This is a genomic window from Clostridium sp. (assembly GCF_047718555.1).
Classification (GTDB): Bacteria; Bacillota; Clostridia; order Clostridiales; family Clostridiaceae; genus Clostridium_I.
In genome coordinates, this window is sequence record NZ_JBDNRK010000040.1 from 1 (window position 1) to 25,728 (window position 25,728).

Below are 25,728 nucleotides of genomic sequence, written 5' to 3' on the forward strand. Positions count from 1 at the left end.
TTTAGAACTGCAAATGCATGGCTTACTTGGCGTTGAACTCCCACTTGAAGAAGTGAGAGACTTACGCCAAGTTAGTCAGGTTAAAATAATTTTTATTCTTCTCTGTGGATAATGTCCAGCCTTCCAAATTTACTAAACTGACCTAGCCAAGCAAGCTTTACCGTTCCTGTAGGACCATTTCTTTGTTTTGCAATAATGCATTCTGCTACATTTTTTTCTTCTGTTTCTTTGTTATAATACTCATCTCTATATAAAAACATAACAAGGTCTGCGTCCTGCTCTATAGAACCTGATTCTCTAAGATCTGAAAGCATTGGCCTATGATCTGTTCTCTGCTCAGGTGCACGTGATAGCTGAGAAAGGGCAATAACAGGACACTGCATTTCTTTTGCCAGAGCTTTAATAGATCTTGATATCTCTGATACCTCCTGTTGCCTACTTTCTCCACTTCCTGACATGAGCTGAAGATAATCTATTATTATCATATCTATTCCATGTTCTATTTTTATTCTTCTACACTTAGAACGCATTTCCATCACAGATATTCCAGCAGTATCATCTATATAAATTTTTGCCCCCGCTAAAGGTCCTGATGCCCTGGCTATATTATCCCAATCACTGTCCTCAAGATTTCCAGTTCTAAGTTTTAGCATATCAACATTTGCCTCAGAACATAAAAGCTTATACGCTAATTGCTCCTTTGACATTTCCAGTGAAAACACTACTATACTCTTAGCAGATCTAAGTGCTGCATACTCTGCTAAATTAAGTGCAAAGGTTGTTTTTCCCATAGAAGGTCTGGCTGCAATAAGAATCATGTCACCCTTTTGAAAGCCAGAGGTCTTTGCATCCAATTCTGGAAATCCAGAAGGAACACCCGTTACTTCTCCCTTATTATTATAAAGTCTTTCAATTTCTAAAAATCCTCTTTCCAAAACTGTGCTTAAAGCTTCAAAATCAGTACTTACTGTGTTTTGTGCTATGTTAAATATTTTCTTTTCTGCTGAATCCAAAACCTTTGGAACATCATCTTGCTGATTATAGCTTTCCTCAATAATTTCAGTTGAAGATTTTATTAGCCTTCTTAAAATAGACTTTTCCTTTACTATATCTATGTAAGATGTTAAATTTGCTGTGGAGGGTACTGAATTACAGATCTCTGTAATGTAAGTAATTCCTCCTGCCCCTTCAAGTCTTTCTGTAGATCTTAAATGCTCAATAAGAGTTATCATATCTACCGGAATATCCCTTTGATAAAGGTCTATTATAGCACTGAAAATTAATTTGTGATTTTCTCTGTAAAAATCATCACCTCTTAAAACTTCTGCTGCCTCAGCTATAGAGGTTTTATCCAATATCATAGAGCCTAGTACAGATTGCTCTGCTTCTATATTTTGCGGTAAACTCCTAAGAGGTGCTGCCATTTATATCATCTCTCCTATGTTTTCTAAAATACTATGTCCATAAGTTCTTCTATAGTTTCTACAGGTTTTACATCAATATCCTTTAATCCCTTTGGCACTTCTTTAAAATTATATTTTGGTACTGTAACAAGTTTTATTTCTTTTCTTCTTGCACCATATACTTTTTCAAATATTCCACCTACAGGCTTAATTTTGCCTCTTAATGAAATTTCTCCAGTCATAGCTACATCCTGCCTTATTGGTCTTTCTAAAAGGGCACTTATTATACAAACAGTAATAGCTGCTCCAGCTGATGGACCATCGATCTTTCCCCCACCAATAAAATTAACATGTATATCATAATCCTTTATATCTTTATCTGTAATTTTTCTTATAACAGAAGCAGCATTAAATATGGAATCCTTAGCCATACTACCTGCAGTATCATTAAATCTTACCTTCCCATGACCTTTTTCCTTTGCTGGAAATACTGATGTTTCTATTTCAATTGTAGATCCAACATATCCACTTACCCCTAAACCATAGACATGACCAATTTCTAAATTATTAGTTTTATCTATAGTCTCATAGGGAGTAAGCCTGCTTATACCTATAACTTCTTCTAGATCTTCCTTAGTTATATTAACTTTATCTTTTGAATTCAAGCCTTTGTTGTACAAAGTATAACCATATACATCTGCTAAAATATTAATTGCTCTTCTTCCTTCTATAGTGTATCTGCTTATAATCTCAGGAATACCCTTTTCTAATTTAACATTAAGTTTCTTACTGGCATTAATTACTATAGTTTCAATGTCTTTTGAAGATAATGGTTCAAAATAAACTTCTGTACATCTTGATCTAAGTGCAGGATTGATCTCAGAAGGCTGTCTTGTAGTTGCCCCAATTAAAACAAAATCAGCTGGAGCTCCTTTTTCAAAAAGGTATTTTATATATTGAGGTACATTCTCATCATCCGGATCGTAATAAGAAGATGAAAACTCCACTCTTTTATCCTCAAGAACCTTTAATAATTTATTTTGAAGAATATTATCAAGTTCTCCAATTTCATCTATAAATAGGACTCCACCATGAGCTTCCGTTACAAGTCCTGTCTTGGGCTCTGGAACACCAATTTCAGCTAATTCTCTCTTACTTCCTTGATATATTGGATCATGTACTGATCCTAAGAGAGGATTGGTAATTTCCCTTGGATCCCACCTAAGCGTAGTACCATCAACTTCAACAAATTTTGAATCCTCTTCAAAGGGTGTATACTTTAAATGTTTTGCCTCATTGAGGGCAATTCTTGCTGCAGTTGTCTTACCAACTCCTGGTGGCCCATAAAGTATAATATGCTGAGGATAAGGTGAAGCGATCTTTGATAATATGGCTTTTATTGCCCTTTCTTGTCCTATAATTTCTGAAAAAGTTTCTGGTCTTAATATAGACTGTATATTCTTACTAAGCTTTTTGGAATCCAATTTTTTAAAATCTTCAAGCCTCTTTAGAGTCTTAGCATTTTCAGGTCCCTTTTTCTTTTTAATTATACCCATTTTTATTTCTTCTATATACTTTTCCTGCTTATCCATTAAAACCTGTTCAACTTCAGCCTGTAATCTATTTTCCATATATTTTTTCGCCACGTATTCAGCCATGGACTTATTGGTAGTTTCTAAAACTTCGTTAGCATTCTGTTCTGTTGGAATGGACTCTACTCCTTCATTACCACAAACAATTTTATTCACTGCATACAATTTCTTATACATATCATCACTTTTCATAAACTTTTGAAGTTTATACTTCACTACTCTAGCTTTAATTGTGCCCTCATCAAATACACTTTTTAGTGTTTTCAATATTATATTTACCTGAGCATCTAATTGTACATAATTTGTTTTTTTGTCATCTTGACTATTAGAATCAAACTGCAATTTCAAAATTTTTCTCCCCCTACTGCTCAACTATAAGTACTTTTATTTTGGTGGATACTTCAGGATAAATTTTTAGTTCGATTTCATAATTTCCTAATTGTCTTATAGAATCAGTAACTATCTTCTTTTTATCTATATCCGCTTTCAATTTATTTTTTATTTCTAATGATATATCTTTACTTGTTATAGCGCCAAAAAGTCTTCCACCTTCACCAGCCTTAGCAATTATTTTTAATTCCTTACCTTTCAACTCTTCCGCTAATTTTTGTGCTGCTTCTGTCTCTTCCAGCTTCTTTTTTCTAATAGCCTCATTTTTCTGATTTAACACATGTAAATTGGCATTATTGGCTTCTTCAGCCAATTTCTTAGGAAATAGAAAATTTCTTGCATAACCATCAGATGCATTGATAACCTCACCTTTTTTTCCTGTTCCCTTTATATCTTTCAATAATATAACTTTCATTACTATTCACCTTCCCTTAAGTACTTTTCAATAGATTTTTTTAATTTTGCAATAGAATAATTCATTGCATTTTTATAATCATTTATCAGATCTTCATTTTCTGATGAAATTTTTATCTTTGTTCCAGCCATAGTCATATGTCCTCCCCCTCCGAGAGATTCCATAATAAGTTGAACATTTATATTTCCAAAGGATCTTCCACTTATTAAAACTACATCTTTAATTTTAACTAATACAAAAGAAGCTTCAATGCCTTTAATATTTAAAAGTTCATCTGCGGCTTGAGCTGCTAATATATTATCATCTATTGTAGATGGACATATTGCTATGGCTATATTACCCTCTATGATTTTTGCTGACTTTATAATTTCAGATTTTTTAATAAAACTATCTAGATCACTTGAAAAAAGTTTTTTTACATCAATTGTATCAGCCCCATGCTTTCTGAGATATGCAGCAGCCTCAAAGGTTCTAACCCCTGTTTTAAAATAAAAATTCTTAGTATCCACACAAATTCCTGCTAAAAGTGCTTCTGCCTCCACAGGCTTCATTTTATAATCTTCATCCATATATTGTACCATTTCAGTTACAAGTTCTGAAGTAGATGAAGCATAGGGTTCAATGTAACTAAGTATAGCATCCTTAACCACATCAACTGACTTTCTATGATGATCTATTATCACTACTTTTTTAAATCTTTTTAATATGGCAGGGTTTTCCACATAAGCTGAATTGTTTACATCAACTAATATTAATAAACTATTATCATCTATCAATTCTTCAGATTCAATGCTATTTTTTAAATTATTTACGTAGTCCTTATCCTTTTTTAATTTTTTATAAATGTATTTTACGCTGTCATTTAAAGAATCAATTAGTATATAGCTTTCCTTTCTAAAATTTCTAACTCCACTATATATACCTATGGCTCCTCCTAGACAATCAATATCAGGATTACTATGTCCCATTATAATTACACTGCTGCTTTCCTTTACAAGATTCACTAAGGATTGACCTATAACTCTGGCTCTCACCTTTGTTCTCTTTTCTACTTCTTTAGTTTTACCACCATAAAATAGCATTTTATCATTATATTTCATAACAGCCTGATCTCCGCCCCTGCTTAATGCAAGCTCTTTAGCAGATACAGCAAAATTGTAATTTTCAATAGGTGTTGCTCCACCTCTACCTATGCCAATACTAAGAGTTACCGCCAGTGTATTACCTGTATTTATTTCTCTAACAATATCTAAAATTTCAAATTTCTTTTCCATCTCTTTTTTTATGTTTTTATTTTGTATAACCAAAACATATTTTCCATGAGAATATTTTTTAAACATTGCATTAATACTTTGAGCATAGCTATTAATATTTCTCTCCACCTCTGCTATTAAAAGTGGTTTCTTGTCTTCTGGAGTACTTTTAACTACTTCATCTAAATTATCAACCTCTATAAGTATTACAGATTCTTTTATATTTTCAATTTCTATAAGTAATTCGTGCTTATCACTTACATCATAAAAGTACAAAAGAATTATATTATCTCTGGAACTTCTACTATCAGTATTTCCTATGGTATCAACAGAACTTGCATGCATATCATAATACTTTTCATGAATTTTAAGTTCACTATAATTATTCCTTTTACCTTTTAAAATATCTTCTACATTAATTCCTTTAATTATTTCATTAATTTTTTTCCCCAGCACATCTTTATTATCAAAAATTATGGATAATCTTTGATTATACCAAAGCACATTTCCTTTGTTATTTATAATAATAAGTGGGAAAGGCAGCTTTACCAAGGTATTCTTTGTAGCAGAATCCAATTTAGATGAAAAATCTTCAATAAATCTTTTCCATTCATTTTTCTTCACTTGAATACTTTTTATACTATAGAGAGTAAGTAATAAAAGGACTCCTAGTGCCATAAATCCTATAATATAATGATTATACAAAAATATTACTGCAATGAGTATAGCTATTATTATAATATATACAAAATTATTCGGGTAAGAATAATCATACTTATCTTTCATACTATTCACCTAATTTTCCTAATCCTATTTGGATCAAGTTTTCTAGAATCCACTATGAGTTCTATTACACCTATAATCATAAATAAAGAATAATATGCCAAAAGCAATAATATAATGGTTATTACTATAAATCCATTTGAAAAATTAAGTTTATTTCTAAGAAAATAGATTACAGCAGCAATACCATTTATGGTTAATACTAATGAAAGTAATGCATAAGTAGAATAAAAGACATAATTTCCTATAAGCATATTTCTACTTTTAAAAATTAAACCTATACATACTAAAACTATCATAAAAGCACCAATTAGACTTGGTATATAAAAGTATGTTATTCCCTTCAGCTTATCTACCTGAACTTTTAGTCGTGAAAATATGGATTCAGCCATCTTATAGTTAAAAAATGCCAATACTAATGATATTATAACTACCATACCAGGTAATATCCAAATTATTTGATCCCTGTTAAGCATTATATTGCTTGGGAGCGCCCTTTCAATTTCATCTTTAGCTACACCCATGCCCAAATACATATTTCTAGTTATATTTATAGATTCATTAAAAGTATTTACAATATTATCAACAAATCCTATAACTCCATTTTTATATATAAATAACGATATTAAGAATAAATTTATTATTACAACTATTCCAAAGGCTGCAGATAGGTATATCATAGTTTTTGAAGCTTTTTTATGCTTTATAATACAATACCCTAGAGTTAATCCTACAAAAAATGAAATAATTATAAGTTGCACTGCTTTTATTGGGCCTATAATAAATACTCCTACTAAAGCTCCAGATATTAAAGATGCAAAAGCATATTTAAATCCATTTCTTGCATATGTCAATGCAATTGGTATTGGTAATGCAAGATAAGCAATGGTATCTATTAAAGGAATATAAATAGATATAAGCATAGTGACTACTAAAATTGCTGCCATTATTCCTGATTCTACTAATGCCTTTGTATTATATTTTTTATTATGCATATTTTCCTCCTAAACCTCCACTATATATGTCACCAGTATTCTTTGTTAAAATTTTAATTTCTATCCTTTAAATGATTATACAGTTTACTTAAATCCTTTCCATCCTTTTCAATACCATCCTCTTCAATTATGCCCAATTTTAATTTTTTCTTCATTTCCTCATCAATTTCAAGATGAGAATATCCCATTCTGCCGCCAAGTACATATAATAATATTATTGCCCCGGAAATACATTCTAATATCGCATCCTGTGCTGCATTGCTTCCCTTAGTAAAAAGTTTATATAGATCACCTATTATACATATCAAATTAGCTTTTAGCTCTTCAATAGTTTTTACATCTGACATTATCTTAAAATCTTCTCTTCTCATCTCCGCAATCATCCCCTTTAAACCCTTTATTACTATTTTAGTTATTTTTCAATGTTTATGCAACTACAGATATTTTATTATCAATTAATCTTATTAAAATAAGCCTTACTGAACAATTACAAAAACAAAGCAGCCATTAAAAATTATTGGCTGCTTACTGCTAAATTATTTTATATCCTCTGTTTTTTGGATATCTATTTTAAATATCTTCCATTGATTATTAACTTTTTTAAGATGCATTACACCAGTAGTTTTATTATTTTTAAAGTCAGAATTATCTCTCTTATTAATAGTTTCTATAAAACCTACTGCAGTATCTTTATCTGTTTTATCTTTATATACATCAGCCTCTTCAAGATTATATGTTAAATCATATTTGTCAAACATATCTAACTGATCATCTCTAAACTTATTATAGGCATCATTATTACTTGGATCTATTGTACTCATATATTTATTTATGTCCTTTTCATTTAAGGCTTGTATATTATTATATACAGTTGCATAAATATCATCTTTAAACTCTACATTTAAAACCTCTTCGCTATCTATTTTCCAATTATTGTCCACTTTTTTCAAATTGTCCACATATAAAGTTCTATTATCTAAAAATCCAGGTCCTGTAACCTTTGTTGTAGTTATTACGTACTGTACTTGAGCTCCCTTATCAGAGCTATTAAGCACCTTTGGCTCAGATATCTCTGCTTTAACCCTATAATTATCGAAATAGTATTTTTTATCTAACTTTTCTTCATTATATGTATCTGTATCCTTAACAAATGTTGATAAATAGCTATTTATGTTTTTATCACTTATAGCCTTTGCTTTATCATTTATAAGCTTTATTATATCATTATCATTTGCATTAACTACTGAATTTTGTTTAACTTGATTAGTATTATTTTTTACACTATTACTACTGGTTTCACACCCAACTAAAGAAATGCTAACTATGGCTGCTGCAATAATAATTATTAACTTCTTTTTCATAAAATATCCCACCTATTTTTATAATATCAATTTATTATATTAAATATTTACCCCATACTTCAATGGTAGTTTATGTCATATCTTTTATGACCTCTCCTATAATTTTGAAACCTTCCTCAATTTGCTCTTTAGTATTTCTTCCAATTCCCAATCTAAAGGTATCCTTTCCAGATTCATCCACATAAAAAATATCTCCTGCTGTAAAAACGATATTTCTAGAATAACATTCTCTTAAAACCTCTCTTGAGTTGATTCCTTTTAGCTTTATAAATAAATGAATTCCTCCTTCCCCATATATACATTCACAGGGTATATATTTTTTAATACACAGTACAGCAAATTTATATTTTTCTTTATATTCTCTTCTGGCCTTTTTAAGATACTTTTCAAAACTGCCTTCTTTCAGGTATTCATAAAAAACTGCCTGATCTAAAAAAGAAGTGTGTATATTTCTGCTTCTCTTTACACTCTCCATTACTGAAATTAGTTTTTTATCAGCTAATATCCATCCAATTCTAATACCCGGAAACAGAATCTTAGAAAAACTTCCCGCATATATTACACTGTTACCTTCACCTGAAATTGCAGCTATCGGAGCAATATGAGACCCAGAATATCTCAATTCTTCATTAAATCCATCTTCAATTATAGGAATTTTGTATTTCTTAAAAATATTATAAATCTCCACCCTTTTTTGAGATGACATAACGATTCCTGTGGGATTATGATAAGAAGGTATAATATATGCTAGTTTTACATTACCGTTACCATCAAGCTTACTTATGAGATCATTTACATTCATCCCATCTTTTTCCATAGATATTCCTATTATATTTAATCCATGAAGCTTCATGAGTTTTATAGCTGTATTATGAGTTGGATTTTCAGTTAATATAGTATCTCCCTCATTAGTAAGAGAAGCCAATATTAAATCAAAACCCTCTGTAAATCCATTAGTAATCAATATATCTTTATCTTTTATATCTACCCCTTTTTTAGTCATGTAGATCAATAACTCATCTATAAGCGGCTTATACCCTTTAGCATATCCATAATTGAGGAGCCTATTTCCCTCTAATGAAATTCTATTTAGAAATGCTCTTTTAAAATCCTCCATATTAAATAAACTCTCATCTGGAGCTATGCTCTTAAAAGATATCATTCCTTTTTTATACTGAAGTTCATGCTTCATAATATCCAATTTCTCTGAACTTACAGCATATCTATTTATTCTTTTACCCCAATCTAAACACCATTTTTCTTGCCTATTTAGATGTAATTCATTTATAAATGTTCCTTTTCCCTTTTTTATACATATAAAACCTTCATCTTCTAAAAACTCATAGGCTGTTATTATTGTATTTCTACTTACTTTAAGCACTATAGATAATTCTCTAGTGGATGGTAATTTTTCTCCACCTTGAAACATTCCTTTTAGTATCATGTCTTTTATATAGTTTTTTACTTGCAAATATATAGGGGAATCTCCATTGAGTTTTATATCTAAAAACATATTCCCACCTCTTTAGTCTTTAAGACTTATCAATGAATCTTACTCAGTGGGATTTATACTCACACTGAGTTTAGATGAATTATCCAGGGACATGTGGCTGTTATTCCCAGCTTTAGCAGGTGGAGTGTTACATCCACTAGTCATCAAATAAACTTTTTCATATTATTTATTATGACTTAAAAATACAAAAAAATAAATAGCCTTAACTATATTAATAAGCTACTTATTTTAAACTTTTTATAAAATTTTTTTAAATAAAGGTCCAAATGTCAATATAAAAGTGAGAATTATTAAAATACCAATAGTTCCCCAACCAATTATATTAGCTAAACTTTTATTAACATACTTACCCATAACTTCTTTATTGTTTACCATAAGCATCATACAAATTAAAACCACAGGTAAAAGCACTCCATTAATCACCTGAGTTAATAAAGTAATTCTAATAAGAGGTGCCCCAGGTATTAATATTATTACTACACCAATTACCATTATTGCAGTGAATAATATATAAAACTGTGGTGCCTCATTCATAGTCTTATCTATACCAGCTTCAAATCCAAAGGCTTCACATATATAGAAAGCCGTTGCCAGCGGAAGTATAGTTGCTGAAAATATAGATGCCACTAATAATCCAAATGCAAATATTTCCGAAGCAAAATTTCCTGCTAAAGGCTTTAATGCCACAGCAGCATCTTTGGCTTCATTAATTGAAATACCTTTTGCATGTAAAGTTGCTGCACAAGCTACTATTATAAAAAAAGCAACAACCACTGTAATGGTACATCCTATAATTACATCCCATAATTCAAATTTATAATCTTCAATCTTTATACCCTTCTCTATTACAGAAGATTGCATATAAAATTGCATCCATGGAGCTATAGTAGTACCTACTATACCTATTACCATACTCAAGCTATTTTCATTCATATCTAAAGATGGCTTCACAATAGATGTACCTATTTCATTCCAATTTGGATGAGCCATTATTGCAGAAATTATATATGATAATAAAAATACGCTAAATATTAGAAATATCTTTTCTGAAGACTTATAAGTACCTTTAACAACCATAAACCATACAAGTATTGCCCCTAATGGTACAGATATATACTTTGATATTCCAAAAACCTGCATGCTTCCAGCCACCCCTGCAAACTCAGTAGCCGTATTTCCTATATCTGCTATTATAAGTCCTAGAAATATAAAAAAAGTAATTTTTACACCAAAGTTTTCTCTTATTAAATCTGCCAAACCTTTCTTTGTAACTATACCCATTCGTGCATTCATTTCTTGAACTACAAGAAGTACAATAAAGGCAGGTATTAATGTCCATAACAATTTATAACCATAAGTTGCACCCGCAATAGAATAAGCAGTTATCCCTCCTGCATCGTTGTCCACACTTCCGGTAATAATTCCTGGTCCTAAAATACCAAGAAATAGGATAATTTTACCCATAAGGGTATTTTTCTTATTAGCTTCCATTTTAATTTCCTCCCGTCCTATCCTATTCTCCTTTTAGTCTTCAAAAGTTCATATATAATATCATTTATAATAACATTACCTAAAAGATTCATTTCATTATTTACAATAGGAACAGCAAGAAGATTATATTTAGAAACAATTTTTATTAACTCATGTATGTCATCTTTATCAAGTATATATGGAAAATTTCTATTCATTATATTATCTAACCTATCCTTTGAATCAGATATAATAATATCTCTTAAGGATAAAGTTCCTATAAGTTTATTGCTATTATCTACTACATAAATGCAATACATTTCATCTTCTTCGGGTTTTAATTTTCTAAGTATATTAATGGCCTCTTCTATAGTCAAATCTGATTTAAGTGAAATGTATTCAGTAGACATTAAACTTCCCACTTCATTATCTTCATACTCCATAAGTTCTCTTACTTCGTCAGAAGATTCTTTTTCCATATTATTTAAAAGTTCTTCTGCTTTATGTTCACTTAAACCATCTAGAATATCTGCTACTTCATCTGCTGGCATTTCTTCCAATATATCTGCTACTTTATCAGTAGATAAATTATTTATTAAATTAAGTTGCGCATCCTCTTCCATCTGCTCTAATACATCTGCTGCTTTTGCATTATCCAAGCTTGAAAAAATCTTCATTCCCGTATTCCCATCAAAATCTTCAATGATATCAGCTAAATCAGATGGATGTAAAATAGATAATTTATTATAAGTTTTAGAAAGCATAATATTTTCATTAGAGCTAAAAATAGTTTCAACATCATTCCACAATATAAGTTTATTGGATATCTTTAATCCAATCTTCATAAGTGGCTTTGCAACTCCAATTCTTCTAAGTACGCCTTCTGTTCCAATGTCTACAGCAACTATAAAAATTCCTGATACTAAATTTGCTAGACGTATATCATTTACCCTCACAACTTTTCTTCCATTTACATCTATAATCTGTTTATCTAACACGTGATGTGCTAAAAACATTATGTCCTTAGAATCGCTATTCTTAATTTCATCACATATTATAACATATTGTCCATCCACTTTATTTATGGATATATTTTTTGAACTTATGCATATAATACCATCAGAAGTTTTTACTTTTATAGCTTCAACTCTAGGAGTCTTAAGTTGATTTCTTATACCTAAATCCTTAATTTTTCCAACTACTTTCCGATCTCTAGTTAGAATTTTTCTTCCAAGGACTCTACTTAAATAAAAACTGTTCATTTCCATAATGCATCCTCCTTTTTAGGAAGAATGCATTACAAAAAATATTAATGTCTGTACACTCTTCCTCTAATTATTCAATTTTAATATTTTATAATTATGGTTGGGTCCACTGTCCATTAATACAATCACTCTCCACTTCTAAGATATCAAATAAAATTATTAATAAGTTTATTTACATTATTATTATATTCCTATGCCTAATAAATGCAACCATATATACTAAATTTTGTTCAATATCCTTCATTATTTAATATATATTGGCAATTATTTAATTTATTTTAAATTTCATTAGTTTACATGTAAATTTATCAGCTAATTGAATTATACAATTAATTTGTCAAATATTTAATTAAACAATCAATACCATTTAACTCTTTTCTTAAATTTTTTTTGCAAAGATATATGGCTATGCCAATACTATTCAATGATATTGAAAAAATTTAGAATAAAAAATTAAGCTCCTGAAAAATCAGGAGCTTAATTTTTTATTCAGTTGTAAATGGTAATAAAGCTATATTTCTTGATCTCTTAATTGCTTCAGTTAACATTCTCTGATGTTTAGCACAGTTTCCAGAAATTCTTCTAGGAAGAATTTTACCTCTTTCTGTGATATATTTTCTTAATTTATTAATATCTTTATAATCTATATGATCAGCTTTATCCATGCAGAATGAACAAACTTTTCTCTTCATTCTTCTGCCTCTTGGACCGCCTTTTCTTGAATCTCTTCCATCTCTTCCGTCTCTACTATTTCCGTTTTCTCTACTCATTTTATTCTCCTCCTTACCTTAAAATTTAGAAAGGTATGTCACCATCATCAATTGGAGTTATATCTGCCCCAATATCTGATTCGTTCATATCTCCCATAGAATTAGATCTAAATTCATCCTTTGGCGCTGAGGATTTATTGCCTCCCCATTCAAGGAATTGTATTTCATCAGCTACTACCTCGGTAACATATCTTCTGCTGCCATCCTTAGCTTCATAAGATCTAGTTTGTATTCTTCCACTGATACCTATAAGCTTACCCTTACTCATATAGTTAGCTGTAGATTCAGCTTGTTTTCCCCATACTACTATAGGAACAAAATCTGCTTCTCTTACGCCATCTCTATTAGGCATTCTTCTATCAACCGCTATAGTAAAGGTGGCAACGGCATTACCACTTCCCGGAGTAAATTTAAGCTCTGGGTCCTTAGTAAGTCTGCCTATTAAAACAACTCTATTCATCTTTACACCGCCATTTTAAATTATTTTTCATCTCTTACTATTAGATGTCTTATAACACCATCAGTAATTCTGAAAATACGATCTAATTCTTTTGGTAATTCGGAATCAGCGCTGAAATTTATTAATGTATAATATCCTTCATTAACTTTGTCTATTTCATAAGCAAGTTTTCTCTTGCCCCAAGAATCAATATTATCTACTGTTCCACCGCCATTTTCAATAACACCTTTAAACTTTTCAACATTAGCTTTAACAGTGTCATCTTCTAATGATGGATTCAATATAAATAAAGTTTCATACTTTCTCATTAGATTCACCTCCTCCCCCCGGACTAACGGCTATGCATTTTGCATAGCAGGGATTACATCAATATATAATACCACAACTGATAGCGATTTACAAGTAATTTATTCATTAACAGTATTATTATTTTCAATAACTGACTTCATATCCTTTTCAAACTTACTTCTTGGAAGCATAACTATCCTTCCACATCCTGTACACTTAATTTTTATATCTGCACCGGTTCTTATTATTTCCCAAGCATTTGTACCACAAGGATGCTGTTTTTTCATTTTTACAATATCTCCTAATTCAAAATTTTTATTCATTTTTTTCCCCCTTAATAATAATTTGTTTTATGTTACTAGTAATAACTATGTTAGAATCATCTAATTCATCTTTTATAAATTTTCTAAGCCTATTTCCATTCAGTACTTGGGTTGACGGCTTAACCTTACCTGCTACTCTGATATTCATACCACTTGGTGAAAAAGAAGTTATACCAAGTACTTTGGGATTCTCTACCACATCTCCAGATGTCTGGCTAAATTTATCACAAGCTATATTCATTACATCTATAACCTTATCTGTTCTCTCACTGTAATCTATACATATATCTACTGAAATTGTTATCGACCCTCTTGAATGATTAGTTACCTTTGTAATAAGACCGTTAGGTATTATATGCAGATCACCATTAAAATCTCTTATCTTTGTAACTCTAAGTTCTATGCTCTCTACTGTGCCACCTTTATTATCTAAATCTATGTAATCTCCTACAGAAAATTGATTCTCAAAAATAATAAAAAATCCATTAATAACATCTTTAATTATGCTTTGAGAACCAAGACCAATAGCAACGCCACCGATACTGGCAAAAGTTATACTTATATTTCCGAATAAATCCGTAGCATTTAATATTGCCATAATTCCTACGAAGTACACTCCATATTTTAACAAACTTTTTAGCAATGCACCTATAGTTTTAGATTTTTTATCATCTGTAGAAAATCTAGATTCAATATGTTTTTTTACTGCTTTATCAATTATGGATCTTCCTATTCTCACAACTATATACATAACAACTATAATAATGAATATTTTTAATACTATAAGCATACCATTATATAAATTTAAATTTATATTTCCTATCTTTATACCACCATTACTTAAATCTATTTTAACAAGCCCGATGATTTGTAATTTTTCCATAATATTTCAGCTGCCTTCTTATTTTTTATTATAATATACCACAAAATCTTTTAATTCAAAAGCAAGTAAAATTAGGTATTTATCTAATCTTCATTATGTGTATTTAATCTTTAATATAAAAATACAATATAATTATATCTAGCAAGAATGTATTTGATAAAAGATATATAGTATATACTAAGGATTTTACATTTAAACTATATAGATAGTATAATTAAAATTAATTTATAGTTTTTTCCAATTTACGGATGTAATAATATTACTACATTAGTATCATATCACCTCCACATCGGTTAATATGTTATAATATGTATACAATTATTTTTTTTTATTAAAAACATAATTGTATTAAGTAATTAATTTTTAATGAGGTATATTATGAATATTTTTTTATTAATATTTAAGGCAATATTTTTTGGCGCTGGTACAGGTTTTATCATCTCAATTCCAATTGGACCTGCTGGTATAGAGTCAATACGAAGAACTGTATCCAATGGTTTTAAAAAAGGGTTTACCGTATCATTAGGTGCAATAAGTGCAGATGTTCTATATCTATTGTTAATAAATTGTGGTCTTGCAAATATATTAAGCAGTAATAAGGAAACTGAATCCTTATTTTGGATTATATCAGGTTTAATATTAACTTTTATAGGCTATAATTCAATTAAACATAAAAATGGTAATGAAACTTTTTTATCCAAATTTATGAAAAATCTAAATCTTTCTTCCTTACCTTTTGCAACTGGCTTTTTTATAACAGTATCAAATCCAATGACACCATCTATATGGTTAACTTTAAGTGGTACTGTAATAAGATCTTGGTATCATGTAAATAAAACTTGCTATTACATTTTTATTGTTTCAATAATAATTGGAATGATTTTGTGGTTTGCCCTTTTAAATTTTCTTGCCCTGAGAGGGTTTAATTTATTAGGTAAAAGTAACTCTCACAAAACAGTTTCTCTTTTAATGTGGGGTACAGTATGTGCTGGCTTATTATTTATAGGATATGGTTTTTATGATTTTTTTAATTCTAATATTTTAATGATGAAACATTTTAATTAATTATATCAATAGTTTATAATATGATTAAACCATAAAACACTATAAATTAATTTTCATTATAACTTTTACAGTGTTTTTAATGTGAATTCTTCACAATATATAATTTATTAAAAATAATTTTTGTGAGATAGCTTTAATACAAATTATAAGTATTTACTATTAGGATGAAGGGATGTTTTAATTTGGAAAAAATATTAGATAAACTTGATAGAATTATAATTTTTGTAATAATTTATTCAATTCTATTTATTACTTTTTTTAATACATTGAAATATACAATACCGTTTGTTTTAGCCTTAATTTTTGCATTTATTCTTCAAAGACCAACAAATTTTCTTATAAAAAGATTTAATCTAAAAAGCTCTATAGCTGCTCTTATAACTACATCAGTTTTTTCAGCCATTATTATACTTTTTTTAATGTGGGGAATTAATACAATAACTAATGAAATTATACTTCTTACAAAGAATATACAAATGTATCTATCTCAAAATACATCTAGAATTACATATTCAATAAATAATTTACAGAAGTATTACAAAAATTTAGATCCAGCTATAATAAGCACTATTGATACAAATATTTCTAATTTTTCAACCAAAACACTATCAACTACATTAAATATTTCTGGTAAAATTATGTCAATTGTTTTAGTTTCTATTTCTTATATTCCATATATAGCTATGGTAATAATTTTCACTTTAATATCTACATATTTTTTTACCAAAGATTTTTCTTCTACTAAAAATAAATTTATTGAAATTATACCTCAAAACAAAACTGAAAGAATACTGTATATAATTGAATCAATTAAAAAAATGCTTGGTAATTATTTATTATCTTATGTAATAATAATAGGAATAACTTTTATTGAGACTATAATAGCCTACTTAGTATTAGGGGTAAATTATGCAATTTTATTGAGTATAATAACTGCAATTTGTGATATACTTCCTATAATAGGAATAGGTATTATTTATCTTCCTCTTGCTATAATTTATCTTTTCAGTGGAAATTACTTTACAGCTTTTGGCCTTATTATAGCATATACTTTAGTTGCTGTAATAAGACAAATTATTGAACCGAAAATAGTATCATCTACACTTGGTATTCACCCAGTTGCTGCATTAGCTGCATTATTTATAGGTTTAGAGGTGAATGGAGTATCAGGAATATTTTTTCTCATGTTTTTAATTCTTTTTTATAATATCTTAAAAAGTGTTGATGCTTTATAGTATAAAAAACCTCCTTTTGGTTAAAATTTAAAAAAAGGAGGTTTTTTTATGATAAATAAAGTTATAATTGACTCAATGGAAAGTAGCTCCGTATTTAAGGTTAGAGATATATTGTCTAAAGAAATCTTATCTGTTATTAAAGAAAGACCAATAATATTATTGTGTATTGGAACTGATAGATCTACAGGGGATTCCTTAGGTCCTTTAGTTGGTGATAAACTTAATTTTCTTATACGAGATCATATATTTATATATGGAAACTTGGAGTGTCCAATACATGCTAAAAATTTATGTGATACTGTAGATAAAATAAAATCTACATATGAAAATCCATATATAATAGCAGTGGATGCTTGTCTTGGTAGTATACAAAATGTCGGTAAAATCATAATAGAAAATAAACCAGTAATTCCTGGAGCTGCTATGAATAAAAAACTTCCTCCGATAGGTGATTTAAGTATAACTGGTATAGTTAACATTGCAGGTGCATTAGAATTTATGGTGCTTCAAAATACTAGATTATATGTAGTAATGCATTTAGCAGATATTATATCAAGAGGAATATATCATTCTATTATCAAGACTATAGGTGGTAAAAAAAATATTGTCTTCAGCAATAAAAGCCTTGTATAAAATATTATTATTTAATTTATATAAGTCGTAATTAGAATTTTATCTTTAATCAATACCATTTAAATAAAAAATAGTTAACTAATATATATGTTTTATGATGAATAATAATTTACTGCTCATACATATCTTTTCTTAATTTATAAATAAGGAAAATATATATGTTGTAATTAAAATTATGCATTACTAATACAGAATTTATGGTATTTAAATAAAATAATTATTTTGTTAGTAAAGACAATTTATTGCAACATATATATGGAATCTTATAGAAGAGTTATCAAGTATATAATTTAAATTTAAAATATATACTTGATTATCCCGTCAAAAGCATATTTAGTAAGATATATATTGAAGATTTAACATTAAAAAAGCTATAAATAGTATAGTGAAAATTAATTTATAGCTTTTTGTGATTTAATTATATATTTAATTCAATATAGTACAAATAAAAATTTAAAATAAAGTAGCTATTTTATCCGATGACTACCCACTCTAATACTCCCATCTTCTTCAAAGTGGGAGTAAAGAGTGGCTACGTCCCTGGATAACAATTTCTAAGCATCAGATGGAATAAAAACTCCACCTGATGCCAAGAACTCTGTTTATACTAAAAGTAGTTTGATGTTTAATGGTATCGTTATAATTTTCTTAATTATATTATAGATGAGTATATTCTATTATTGAGTATATATTCTATTTCATCTATAGATTTACTTCCTATATCAATTATCAACATTCCTTCTTTTTTAACATTACTTTCATGTATAAAATTAGTTAAACCTCCACTTTTCAAATTACATATTAGCGCATCACAATTTTCTTTGTGGTTCCATTCTAATATTTCATATCCTCTCTTCTTCAATTCACTTTTTACATATGTTAATTCATCCGAAACACAAATTTTCATATAAAAAACCTCCCATGGATATTATTTCCCATTAAGAGGCCTTTTATTAATAATATTTAAATTTTATTTTTTACTTACTGCATCTTTTAATACATGTTTTTCTTCATCTGACAAATCATATCTAGATATTCCCTTATCAATAGGTTTTGCATAAGTAGTGCTTTCATTTCTTCCATATATACTGGTTATAATTACTCCATCATTATTATTGTCAAGCAAAGCAACAGAAAAACTTAAATCACTACCAACATCCTCAAAAGCTTTATACCTTATAATTGATATATTTTGCAAACATTTATTTATTTTTTCATTGATATTCTCATATAAATTCTTAACTTCTTTTGATTCATTACTTATTTTATCTATTTTATCCATATATGATTCTATTAATTCTTGTAGATTACTGTTTTCTACTCCTCTTGTTAATTTCCTATATTTACTTTCTAATCTATTAATAGCTTTTATATTGACAAAAGTTAATAATAATAAAATTATTATTATTATTATTAAAATACTTACTATGTATATACTTAAATTATTATATATTCCAATTATAGTCTGCATTTGTTTATTTGCTCCGTCCTTTCCTTTTAAATTCTAAAAATGTTTCACGTGAAACATTTTTTAAATTTTTAATATATCTAATATTCGTTGAAGATCATCATTTGAATAGTATTCAATTTCTATCTTTCCCTTGTTGTTTTTATTTTTTAAATTTACCTTTGTTCCAAAAATACCCTCTAATTTATTTCTTATTTCATTGATATAAAGATTAACATCTTCCTCATCATTTTTTTTAAGTAATTTATTTTTCTTACTTAATTGCAAACCTTTAATAAGCCTTTCCGTTTCTCTAACGCTTAAGCCTTCATCAATTATTTTTTGGGATATTTCATATTGTAAATCATTATTTTCAATACTAAGTATAATTCGTGCATGTCCCTCTGATATAACACCATCTATTAAATATTCCTGAACTCTTTTATCCAAATTCAATAATCTAACGCAGTTTGTAATAACTGTTCTTGATTTACCAACTCTTTTACCTAATTCTTCTTGTGTTATATTGAACTCTTCAAGTAATTTTTTATAGGCTAGACCTTCTTCTATTGGATTTAAATCTTCTCTCTGTATATTTTCTATTAAAGATACTTCTAACAAATCTTTATTGGATAATTCCATAATTACTGCTGGCAGTTCTTTCAATCCTACACTTTTTGCGGCTCTCCAACGGCGCTCTCCTGCAACAATAATATAAAAATCATTTATTTTTTTTAATATAAGAGGCTGAATAATTCCATGTTGTTTAATAGATTGAGCTAACATTATAATTTTTTCATCATCAAAATTTTTTCTAGGTTGATTATTATTTGGTTTTATTAAATTTATAGAAATTAGATTTACAACTTTATTATCATCTTCTGTATTTTCCAATACATTTTGATTTATTAATGCGCCTAATCCTTTACCTAAGCCACCTTTTTTATTCATATTTATCACCCTTCTTGTCTAGTAAGAAATTCTTCTGCTAAGTTATTATAATATTCCGCACCTTTACATTTATCGTCATATAAGAAAATAGGAAGTCCAAAACTAGGCGCTTCAGCAAGTCGAATATTTCTAGGAATAGTGATTTTATAAACTTTATTTATAAAATATTTATTTACCTCTTTGAATACTTCATTAGATAATTTAGTTCTATTATCAAACATAGTAAGTATAACTCCTTCTACTTGCAAATTCTTATTTAATGATTTCTTTACTAATTGAATAGTATTTACAAGCTGTCCCACTCCTTCTAATGCATAAAATTCAGCTTGTATAGGAATTAATACGCTATTTGATGCACATAAAGAATTAATAGTTAATAAGCCTAATGATGGCGGGCAATCAATAAATATATAATCATATTCAGACTTTAATTCATTAATTTTATTTTTTAAAATAGATTCTCTATTTTCCATTTCTATGATTTCAATTTCTGCACCTGCAAGTTCTAGTGTAGATGGGGCAATATATAAATTTTCAATAAGTTCTGATTTTAATATAACATCATTTAATGAAATATCTTCTGTCATTACATCATATACAGATCTTTTAATATTAATTTTGTCAATTCCAAGCCCACTAGTAGTATTACCCTGAGGATCTATATCTATTGTTAAAATTTTATAACCTTTCATAGCTAAGTATGAACAAAGATTAATATTAGTAGTAGTTTTTCCTACTCCACCTTTTTGATTAAATATACTTATTACTTTCACTAAATTCACCTCTTTCCACAATCACTTAAATTTTTATCATAATCTATAACAATTTTAAATTGCATGCTACTTATTATTATAATCTCATAGTTCAACTTATTAAATACATTTCATAAAACATTTATAAAAAAATTAAACTTTATATTTAAATGCCAAAATTTTCAAAGATATATGATCAATAAATCTTGTATTATTAAAAAATGAAATTAATGTTTCATTATATAATATCATGTATTAATATTACACCTGCATTTGCCAATATTTAATATGCATATACTCTAAAATCCTGTTGCTTTGTTAAAATCTTTTTTGTATATGTTTAAATTACGAATTGCAGATATTACACTCTTGTATAAAATATATGAAAAATAAAAATTAACATTCCACTATGTAATCTTTTATAACTTACTTGCAAAATGTTAATTGATTTTTTATCTAATGACTACTCATTCTAATACTCCCACTGCACTCTGTGAAAGTTATTCGCACAAAATCAAAAATTTTAGTTTTCTATTTGAACTCTAAGAAAGCGATTCACATAAACAGAGTTCTTTGTTTCAGGTGGAGTTTTTTTCTCCATCTGAAACTTAGAAATCGTTATCCAGGGACGTAGCATCCGTTATCTCCCACTTTGATAGAAGATGGGAGTATTACGGATGGTAGTCATCGGATAAAATCAAAGATTTTTCTTCTCTGCTTTTCTTCGTAAAGTGGAAGTAAAGAGTGGATATATCCCTGGATAACGATTTATCCTAAAGTACAAAGAGTTCTAAGTATCATAAATACCAATACCAAGACATCTGCTAGTAAACATCAAAGTTCATAAACAAAAACTCCACCTGATGCAATAACTCTGTTTATAAATGTTATATTGTACTATGTTATATCATTTATACTATAACATTTATGTTATCTAAATAAAATACAAAAGAAGTAATGTTTCACGTGAAACATTACTTCTTTTGTATTTTAATTGTAACTTCTATAAATTCATCTAATTCTTTGGATCTGTAATTAGCACTTATACCATATTTATCAAAAACTTGTTTTATAGTATTAATATACACTCTTGGACTAAATATTCCCTTTATTCTTTTTTTCCCATCAGAAGCTAATTCGGCTGTTTCCAATTTAATTAATTCCTTTTCTATAAGCTCTTCAGTTTTCTTTACATTAAGTTGCTTGTCTATGACAATCTTTAATATTTTCTTCTGAAACTCTTCATCAGGTAATTTTAATAATGACCTAGCATGCCTTTCTGTTAACGAATTTTGTAGAATAATATCTCTTATAGATTTATTAAGTTTAAGAAGTCTAAGCTTATTTGATATTGTGGATTGTTTTTTTCCAATACTAATGGCAAGTTGTTCTTGAGTATAATCATGATTCTTAATTAAATTATAGTATGCCTCTGCCTCTTCCATAAAATTCAAATCTTCCCTTTGAAGATTTTCTAACAGGGCTATAGCAGCTGACTCCCTATCAGAAATATCAATTATCATAGCTGGTACTACTTTAAGTCCAGCTATTTTAGCCGCTCTAAATCTACGCTCTCCTGCTACCAATTCATATTTATTTTCTTCTATTTTTCTTACTGATAAAGGTTGTATTATACCATAGCTTTTTATTGATTGTGCTAACTCATTAAGTGAATTTTCATCAAAATATTTTCTCGGCTGATAAGTATTAGCAAATATCAATTCAACATTTATATTAACTATATTATTAATCATAGCAAACCATCCCTTATATATTTCCTTATGGTTATTTTCTTCATATCTTAGCAAAATCCTTCTTTTTTTATAATAATATATTCGACAATTATTTTAATGGTTTCTTAGTAACCATTCCTGGCTTTCTTGGAAATTGTTTTGGTGTTTCTTTTATCTTTTTAACTATGACAAGATTGTGTTTTAAATCGCTTTCTTCAATTTCTACTTTTATTATATCCTCTAACTTTCCACCTAAAGTTCCAATAGCATTTTTAGCCTCTAGTATTTCTTCTTCAATAGAAGGTCCTTTTAATGCTATAAAATATCCACCTATATTTACATAAGGTATGCAAAACTCACTTAAAACTGTCATATTGGCTACAGCTCTTGACGTTGCAATATCAAATTTTTGTCTGTATTCAATTTTTTTAGAAAAGTCTTCTGCTCTCCCATGTATAGTTCTTATATTTTTAAGTTCTAATGTGTTTATAACTTCATTCAAAAAATTAACTCTTTTATTTAGAGAATCTAACAAAACTACATCTATACTTTCATTAATAATCTTTATAGGTATACCTGGAAAGCCTGCCCCAGTACCTACATCAATAATATTTTTTGCATTTTTTAAAAAATCAAACTTAAATATCTTTATTGAATCAATAAAATGCTTTTTTATTATACCTTCATCATCAGTAATTGCAGTAAGATTTATTTTTTCATTCCATTCCTGAATCAATTCTTTATACTTTATAAACTTATCATACTGCTTTTCATTAAAAAATAATCCTTCATTTTTGCAAGCACTATCCATTAAATTAAAATATTCCATTTTACCTCCATCTTAGTAAAATTATTTTATACTAATTTTTGTCTAAAGTATTGTTCAAGATATATCATTAAAACTGATATATCTGCTGGTGATACCCCTGAAATTCTAGAAGCTTGCCCAATACTTACTGGTTTCATTTTATCTAATTTTTGAATTGCTTCTATTCTTATCCCTTTTACTTTATGATAATCTAGATCTTCAGGTATAAGCCTATTTTCTAATTTTTTAAATTGTTCCACTTGTTCTAATTGCTTATCTATATAACCTTCATATTTAGTTGCTATTTCAACCTCTTCTGTTATATCTTCGGATAAATTTAGTCTATCTGAATCTAAAAATTTAACCATATTATAATTAAGTTCAGGTCTTTTTATAAGTTCATATAAACTTATAGGTTTTTTTAAAGTAGCAGATCCTATACCTTCAAGAAAATCGTTATTTTCTTTTTTATTTGTAATCTGTAGTTTTTTTAATCTATCAATTTCTTTATGTATAGAATCTCTTTTATTTATAAATTTTTCATATCTATAATCTGAAACTAATCCAATTTGTTTTCCAATTTCTGTTAATCTTATATCAGCGTTATCCTGCCTTAATAAAAGTCTATATTCAGATCTTGATGTCATCATTCTATAAGGTTCATTTGTACCTTTAGTAACAAGATCATCTATCAATACCCCAATATAAGCATCTGATCTACTTAAAATTAAAGGCTCTTTGTTTTTAACCTTTAATGAAGCATTTATTCCGGCAATAATACCTTGACAAGCTGCTTCTTCATAACCCGAACTTCCATTTAATTGTCCTGATCCAAACAATCCATTAATATTTTTAAATTCTAATGATAATTTCAATTGAGTAGGATCTATACAATCGTATTCTATTGCATATGCCGTTCTGAGTATTTCAGCATTTTCAAGTCCTTTTACAGTTCTAATCATTTTTATTTGTACTTCCTCTGGTAGTGAACTTGACATTCCTCCAACATACATTTCGTTAGTATTCTCACCTTCAGGTTCAATAAATACTTGATGTTGATTTTTATCAGGAAATCTCATTACTTTATCCTCTATAGATGGACAATATCTAGGTCCTACACTTTTAATACTACCATTATATAAAGGAGATCTATCTATGTTTTCTCTAATAACTTGGTGAGTTTCTTCATTAGTATAGGTTAAATAACATAATATTTGTTTTCTATCAAGATTGTCACTTATAAATGAAAAAGGAACTATTTTACTATCCCCAGGCTGCTCTATCATTTTTGATACGTCTATTGATCTCTTATTAATACGTGCTGGAGTACCAGTTTTAAAGCGTCTTAATGTTATTCCAGAATCTATAAGGCTTTGTGATAATTCATTAGCAGGAAATAATCCACTTGGCCCACCACTATAATTGATCTCTCCCGTTATTATTCTGGATCTTAAATAGGTACCTGTAGCTAAAACTACAGCTTTTGTTGAAAAATAGGCACCATTCTTAGTAAGAATCCCTTTTACCTTACTATCTTTAATATCAATACTTACAACTTCTATCTGCTTTATATATAAATTATCCTGTCTTTCCAATACTTCTTTCATTCTCTCAGAATATCTTCTCTTATCAGCCTGAGCTCTAAGTGAATGAACTGCTGGACCTTTTGATAAATTTAACATTTTAGATTGAATAAAAGTATGATCAATGTTAACTCCCATTTCTCCACCTAATGCATCTATCTCTCTTACTAAATGACCTTTAGCTGTTCCACCTACATTAGGATTACATGGCATCATAGCTATGCTATCTAAATTCATGGTACATATAAGAGTTTTAACACCCATTCTTGCGGCCGCTAAAGCAGCTTCACAGCCTGCATGACCCGCCCCAATTACTATTACATCATAATCACCTGCAATATATTTTATCAATCAAAT

General features: G+C 28.4%; 25 protein-coding genes. 3 read left to right on the forward strand and 22 right to left on the reverse strand.

Annotated features, from left to right (window positions below; all coding sequences use genetic code 11):
- Window positions 1-92: 92 nt before the first annotated feature.
- From ABF633_RS14545 to ABF633_RS14615, 15 genes are all read right to left on the reverse strand, one after another.
- Window positions 93-1,424 (reverse strand): replicative DNA helicase, encoded by a 1,332-nt coding sequence (locus ABF633_RS14545; protein WP_415524613.1) that lies wholly within the window; start codon window positions 1,422-1,424, stop codon window positions 93-95.
- A gap of 23 nt (window positions 1,425-1,447) precedes the next feature.
- Window positions 1,448-3,343 (reverse strand): Lon family ATP-dependent protease, encoded by a 1,896-nt coding sequence (lonC, locus tag ABF633_RS14550; RefSeq protein ID WP_415524614.1) that lies wholly within the window; start codon window positions 3,341-3,343, stop codon window positions 1,448-1,450.
- A gap of 13 nt (window positions 3,344-3,356) precedes the next feature.
- Window positions 3,357-3,800: a 50S ribosomal protein L9 gene (gene rplI / locus ABF633_RS14555; protein ID WP_415524615.1), complete on the reverse strand. Its 444-nt coding sequence runs from the start codon at window positions 3,798-3,800 to the stop codon at window positions 3,357-3,359.
- A 2-nt stretch (window positions 3,801-3,802) separates the two neighbouring features.
- Window positions 3,803-5,839 carry a DHH family phosphoesterase gene (locus ABF633_RS14560; RefSeq protein ID WP_415524616.1) on the reverse strand — a complete coding sequence of 679 codons (2,037 nt, stop codon included), beginning with the start codon at window positions 5,837-5,839 and terminating at the stop codon, window positions 3,803-3,805.
- 5 nt (window positions 5,840-5,844) lie between these two features.
- Entirely contained in the window at window positions 5,845-6,831 is a 987-nt protein-coding gene (locus ABF633_RS14565; RefSeq protein WP_415524617.1) for a DUF2232 domain-containing protein, read from the reverse strand.
- Window positions 6,832-6,884: 53 nt separating this feature from the next.
- The gene (locus tag ABF633_RS14570; protein ID WP_415524618.1) at window positions 6,885-7,202 is read right to left on the reverse strand and encodes a MazG-like family protein; all 318 of its coding nucleotides are present in this window, start codon (window positions 7,200-7,202) and stop codon (window positions 6,885-6,887) included.
- Window positions 7,203-7,367: 165 nt separating this feature from the next.
- Complete coding sequence (locus ABF633_RS14575) at window positions 7,368-8,192, reverse strand: nuclear transport factor 2 family protein (protein ID WP_415524619.1); 825 nt, start codon at window positions 8,190-8,192, stop codon at window positions 7,368-7,370.
- Between the two features lie 70 nt (window positions 8,193-8,262).
- Window positions 8,263-9,705 carry a PLP-dependent aminotransferase family protein gene (locus ABF633_RS14580; RefSeq protein ID WP_415524620.1) on the reverse strand — a complete coding sequence of 481 codons (1,443 nt, stop codon included), beginning with the start codon at window positions 9,703-9,705 and terminating at the stop codon, window positions 8,263-8,265.
- A 237-nt stretch (window positions 9,706-9,942) separates the two neighbouring features.
- Window positions 9,943-11,196, reverse strand: coding sequence for an Nramp family divalent metal transporter (locus ABF633_RS14585; RefSeq protein WP_415524621.1), 1,254 nt, complete (start codon window positions 11,194-11,196; stop codon window positions 9,943-9,945).
- A gap of 17 nt (window positions 11,197-11,213) precedes the next feature.
- The gene (locus ABF633_RS14590) at window positions 11,214-12,443 is read right to left on the reverse strand and encodes a magnesium transporter (RefSeq protein WP_415524622.1); all 1,230 of its coding nucleotides are present in this window, start codon (window positions 12,441-12,443) and stop codon (window positions 11,214-11,216) included.
- 482 nt (window positions 12,444-12,925) lie between these two features.
- A complete protein-coding gene (rpsR, locus tag ABF633_RS14595; protein ID WP_415524623.1) occupies window positions 12,926-13,210 on the reverse strand; it encodes a 30S ribosomal protein S18 in 285 nt (94 codons plus the stop codon).
- A 25-nt stretch (window positions 13,211-13,235) separates the two neighbouring features.
- Window positions 13,236-13,670, reverse strand: coding sequence for a single-stranded DNA-binding protein (locus ABF633_RS14600; RefSeq protein WP_415524624.1), 435 nt, complete (start codon window positions 13,668-13,670; stop codon window positions 13,236-13,238).
- A gap of 20 nt (window positions 13,671-13,690) precedes the next feature.
- Complete coding sequence (rpsF, locus tag ABF633_RS14605) at window positions 13,691-13,978, reverse strand: 30S ribosomal protein S6 (protein WP_415524625.1); 288 nt, start codon at window positions 13,976-13,978, stop codon at window positions 13,691-13,693.
- A gap of 99 nt (window positions 13,979-14,077) precedes the next feature.
- Window positions 14,078-14,281, reverse strand: a complete 204-nt coding sequence (locus ABF633_RS14610) for a DUF951 domain-containing protein (protein ID WP_415524626.1) — start codon at window positions 14,279-14,281, stop codon at window positions 14,078-14,080.
- Window positions 14,274-15,164 (reverse strand): mechanosensitive ion channel family protein, encoded by an 891-nt coding sequence (locus ABF633_RS14615; RefSeq protein ID WP_415524627.1) that lies wholly within the window; start codon window positions 15,162-15,164, stop codon window positions 14,274-14,276. Before ABF633_RS14615 ends, ABF633_RS14610 begins: the two co-directional genes overlap by 8 nt.
- Before the next feature lie 378 nt (window positions 15,165-15,542).
- Here ABF633_RS14615 and ABF633_RS14620 point away from each other — a divergent pair, with 378 nt between their 5' ends.
- From ABF633_RS14620 to yyaC, 3 genes are all read left to right on the forward strand, one after another.
- Entirely contained in the window at window positions 15,543-16,229 is a 687-nt protein-coding gene (locus ABF633_RS14620) for a LysE family translocator (protein ID WP_415524628.1), read from the forward strand.
- A 182-nt stretch (window positions 16,230-16,411) separates the two neighbouring features.
- Window positions 16,412-17,464 (forward strand): sporulation integral membrane protein YtvI, encoded by a 1,053-nt coding sequence (ytvI, locus tag ABF633_RS14625; protein ID WP_415524629.1) that lies wholly within the window; start codon window positions 16,412-16,414, stop codon window positions 17,462-17,464.
- A gap of 48 nt (window positions 17,465-17,512) precedes the next feature.
- Window positions 17,513-18,097 carry a spore protease YyaC gene (yyaC, locus tag ABF633_RS14630; protein ID WP_415524630.1) on the forward strand — a complete coding sequence of 195 codons (585 nt, stop codon included), beginning with the start codon at window positions 17,513-17,515 and terminating at the stop codon, window positions 18,095-18,097.
- Between the two features lie 652 nt (window positions 18,098-18,749).
- Here the strand turns inward: yyaC and ABF633_RS14635 are convergent.
- From ABF633_RS14635 to mnmG, 7 genes are all read right to left on the reverse strand, one after another.
- A complete protein-coding gene (locus ABF633_RS14635; protein WP_415524631.1) occupies window positions 18,750-19,004 on the reverse strand; it encodes a YkuS family protein in 255 nt (84 codons plus the stop codon).
- A 63-nt stretch (window positions 19,005-19,067) separates the two neighbouring features.
- Window positions 19,068-19,568, reverse strand: a complete 501-nt coding sequence (locus tag ABF633_RS14640) for a DUF4446 family protein (RefSeq protein ID WP_415524632.1) — start codon at window positions 19,566-19,568, stop codon at window positions 19,068-19,070.
- Between the two features lie 60 nt (window positions 19,569-19,628).
- Window positions 19,629-20,495 carry a ParB/RepB/Spo0J family partition protein gene (locus ABF633_RS14645; protein WP_415524633.1) on the reverse strand — a complete coding sequence of 289 codons (867 nt, stop codon included), beginning with the start codon at window positions 20,493-20,495 and terminating at the stop codon, window positions 19,629-19,631.
- Between the two features lie 5 nt (window positions 20,496-20,500).
- Window positions 20,501-21,268 (reverse strand): ParA family protein, encoded by a 768-nt coding sequence (locus ABF633_RS14650; protein WP_415524634.1) that lies wholly within the window; start codon window positions 21,266-21,268, stop codon window positions 20,501-20,503.
- Between the two features lie 953 nt (window positions 21,269-22,221).
- Entirely contained in the window at window positions 22,222-23,001 is a 780-nt protein-coding gene (gene noc, locus ABF633_RS14655; RefSeq protein WP_415524635.1) for a nucleoid occlusion protein, read from the reverse strand.
- A gap of 88 nt (window positions 23,002-23,089) precedes the next feature.
- On the reverse strand, window positions 23,090-23,809 hold the full coding sequence (gene rsmG / locus ABF633_RS14660) for a 16S rRNA (guanine(527)-N(7))-methyltransferase RsmG (protein ID WP_415524636.1): 720 nt from the start codon (window positions 23,807-23,809) through the stop codon (window positions 23,090-23,092).
- Between the two features lie 26 nt (window positions 23,810-23,835).
- A complete protein-coding gene (mnmG, locus tag ABF633_RS14665) occupies window positions 23,836-25,722 on the reverse strand; it encodes a tRNA uridine-5-carboxymethylaminomethyl(34) synthesis enzyme MnmG (protein WP_415524637.1) in 1,887 nt (628 codons plus the stop codon).
- Window positions 25,723-25,728 lie beyond the last annotated feature (6 nt).

Coding starts and splice junctions, on each gene's coding strand:
- ABF633_RS14545 (WP_415524613.1), bottom strand. CDS start 1,424: ATGGCAGCACCTCTTAGGAGTTTACCGCAAAATATAGAAGCAGAGCAA.
- rplI (WP_415524615.1), bottom strand. CDS start 3,800: ATGAAAGTTATATTATTGAAAGATATAAAGGGAACAGGAAAAAAAGGT.
- ABF633_RS14560 (WP_415524616.1), bottom strand. CDS start 5,839: ATGAAAGATAAGTATGATTATTCTTACCCGAATAATTTTGTATATATT.
- ABF633_RS14565 (WP_415524617.1), bottom strand. CDS start 6,831: ATGCATAATAAAAAATATAATACAAAGGCATTAGTAGAATCAGGAATA.
- ABF633_RS14570 (WP_415524618.1), bottom strand. CDS start 7,202: ATGAGAAGAGAAGATTTTAAGATAATGTCAGATGTAAAAACTATTGAA.
- ABF633_RS14575 (WP_415524619.1), bottom strand. CDS start 8,192: ATGAAAAAGAAGTTAATAATTATTATTGCAGCAGCCATAGTTAGCATT.
- ABF633_RS14580 (WP_415524620.1), bottom strand. CDS start 9,705: ATGTTTTTAGATATAAAACTCAATGGAGATTCCCCTATATATTTGCAA.
- ABF633_RS14585 (WP_415524621.1), bottom strand. CDS start 11,196: ATGGAAGCTAATAAGAAAAATACCCTTATGGGTAAAATTATCCTATTT.
- ABF633_RS14590 (WP_415524622.1), bottom strand. CDS start 12,443: ATGGAAATGAACAGTTTTTATTTAAGTAGAGTCCTTGGAAGAAAAATT.
- rpsR (WP_415524623.1), bottom strand. CDS start 13,210: ATGAGTAGAGAAAACGGAAATAGTAGAGACGGAAGAGATGGAAGAGAT.
- ABF633_RS14600 (WP_415524624.1), bottom strand. CDS start 13,670: ATGAATAGAGTTGTTTTAATAGGCAGACTTACTAAGGACCCAGAGCTT.
- rpsF (WP_415524625.1), bottom strand. CDS start 13,978: ATGAGAAAGTATGAAACTTTATTTATATTGAATCCATCATTAGAAGAT.
- ABF633_RS14610 (WP_415524626.1), bottom strand. CDS start 14,281: ATGAATAAAAATTTTGAATTAGGAGATATTGTAAAAATGAAAAAACAG.
- ABF633_RS14615 (WP_415524627.1), bottom strand. CDS start 15,164: ATGGAAAAATTACAAATCATCGGGCTTGTTAAAATAGATTTAAGTAAT.
- ABF633_RS14620 (WP_415524628.1), top strand. CDS start 15,543: ATGAATATTTTTTTATTAATATTTAAGGCAATATTTTTTGGCGCTGGT.
- yyaC (WP_415524630.1), top strand. CDS start 17,513: ATGATAAATAAAGTTATAATTGACTCAATGGAAAGTAGCTCCGTATTT.
- ABF633_RS14635 (WP_415524631.1), bottom strand. CDS start 19,004: ATGAAAATTTGTGTTTCGGATGAATTAACATATGTAAAAAGTGAATTG.
- ABF633_RS14640 (WP_415524632.1), bottom strand. CDS start 19,568: ATGCAGACTATAATTGGAATATATAATAATTTAAGTATATACATAGTA.
- ABF633_RS14645 (WP_415524633.1), bottom strand. CDS start 20,495: ATGAATAAAAAAGGTGGCTTAGGTAAAGGATTAGGCGCATTAATAAAT.
- noc (WP_415524635.1), bottom strand. CDS start 23,001: ATGATTAATAATATAGTTAATATAAATGTTGAATTGATATTTGCTAAT.
- rsmG (WP_415524636.1), bottom strand. CDS start 23,809: ATGGAATATTTTAATTTAATGGATAGTGCTTGCAAAAATGAAGGATTA.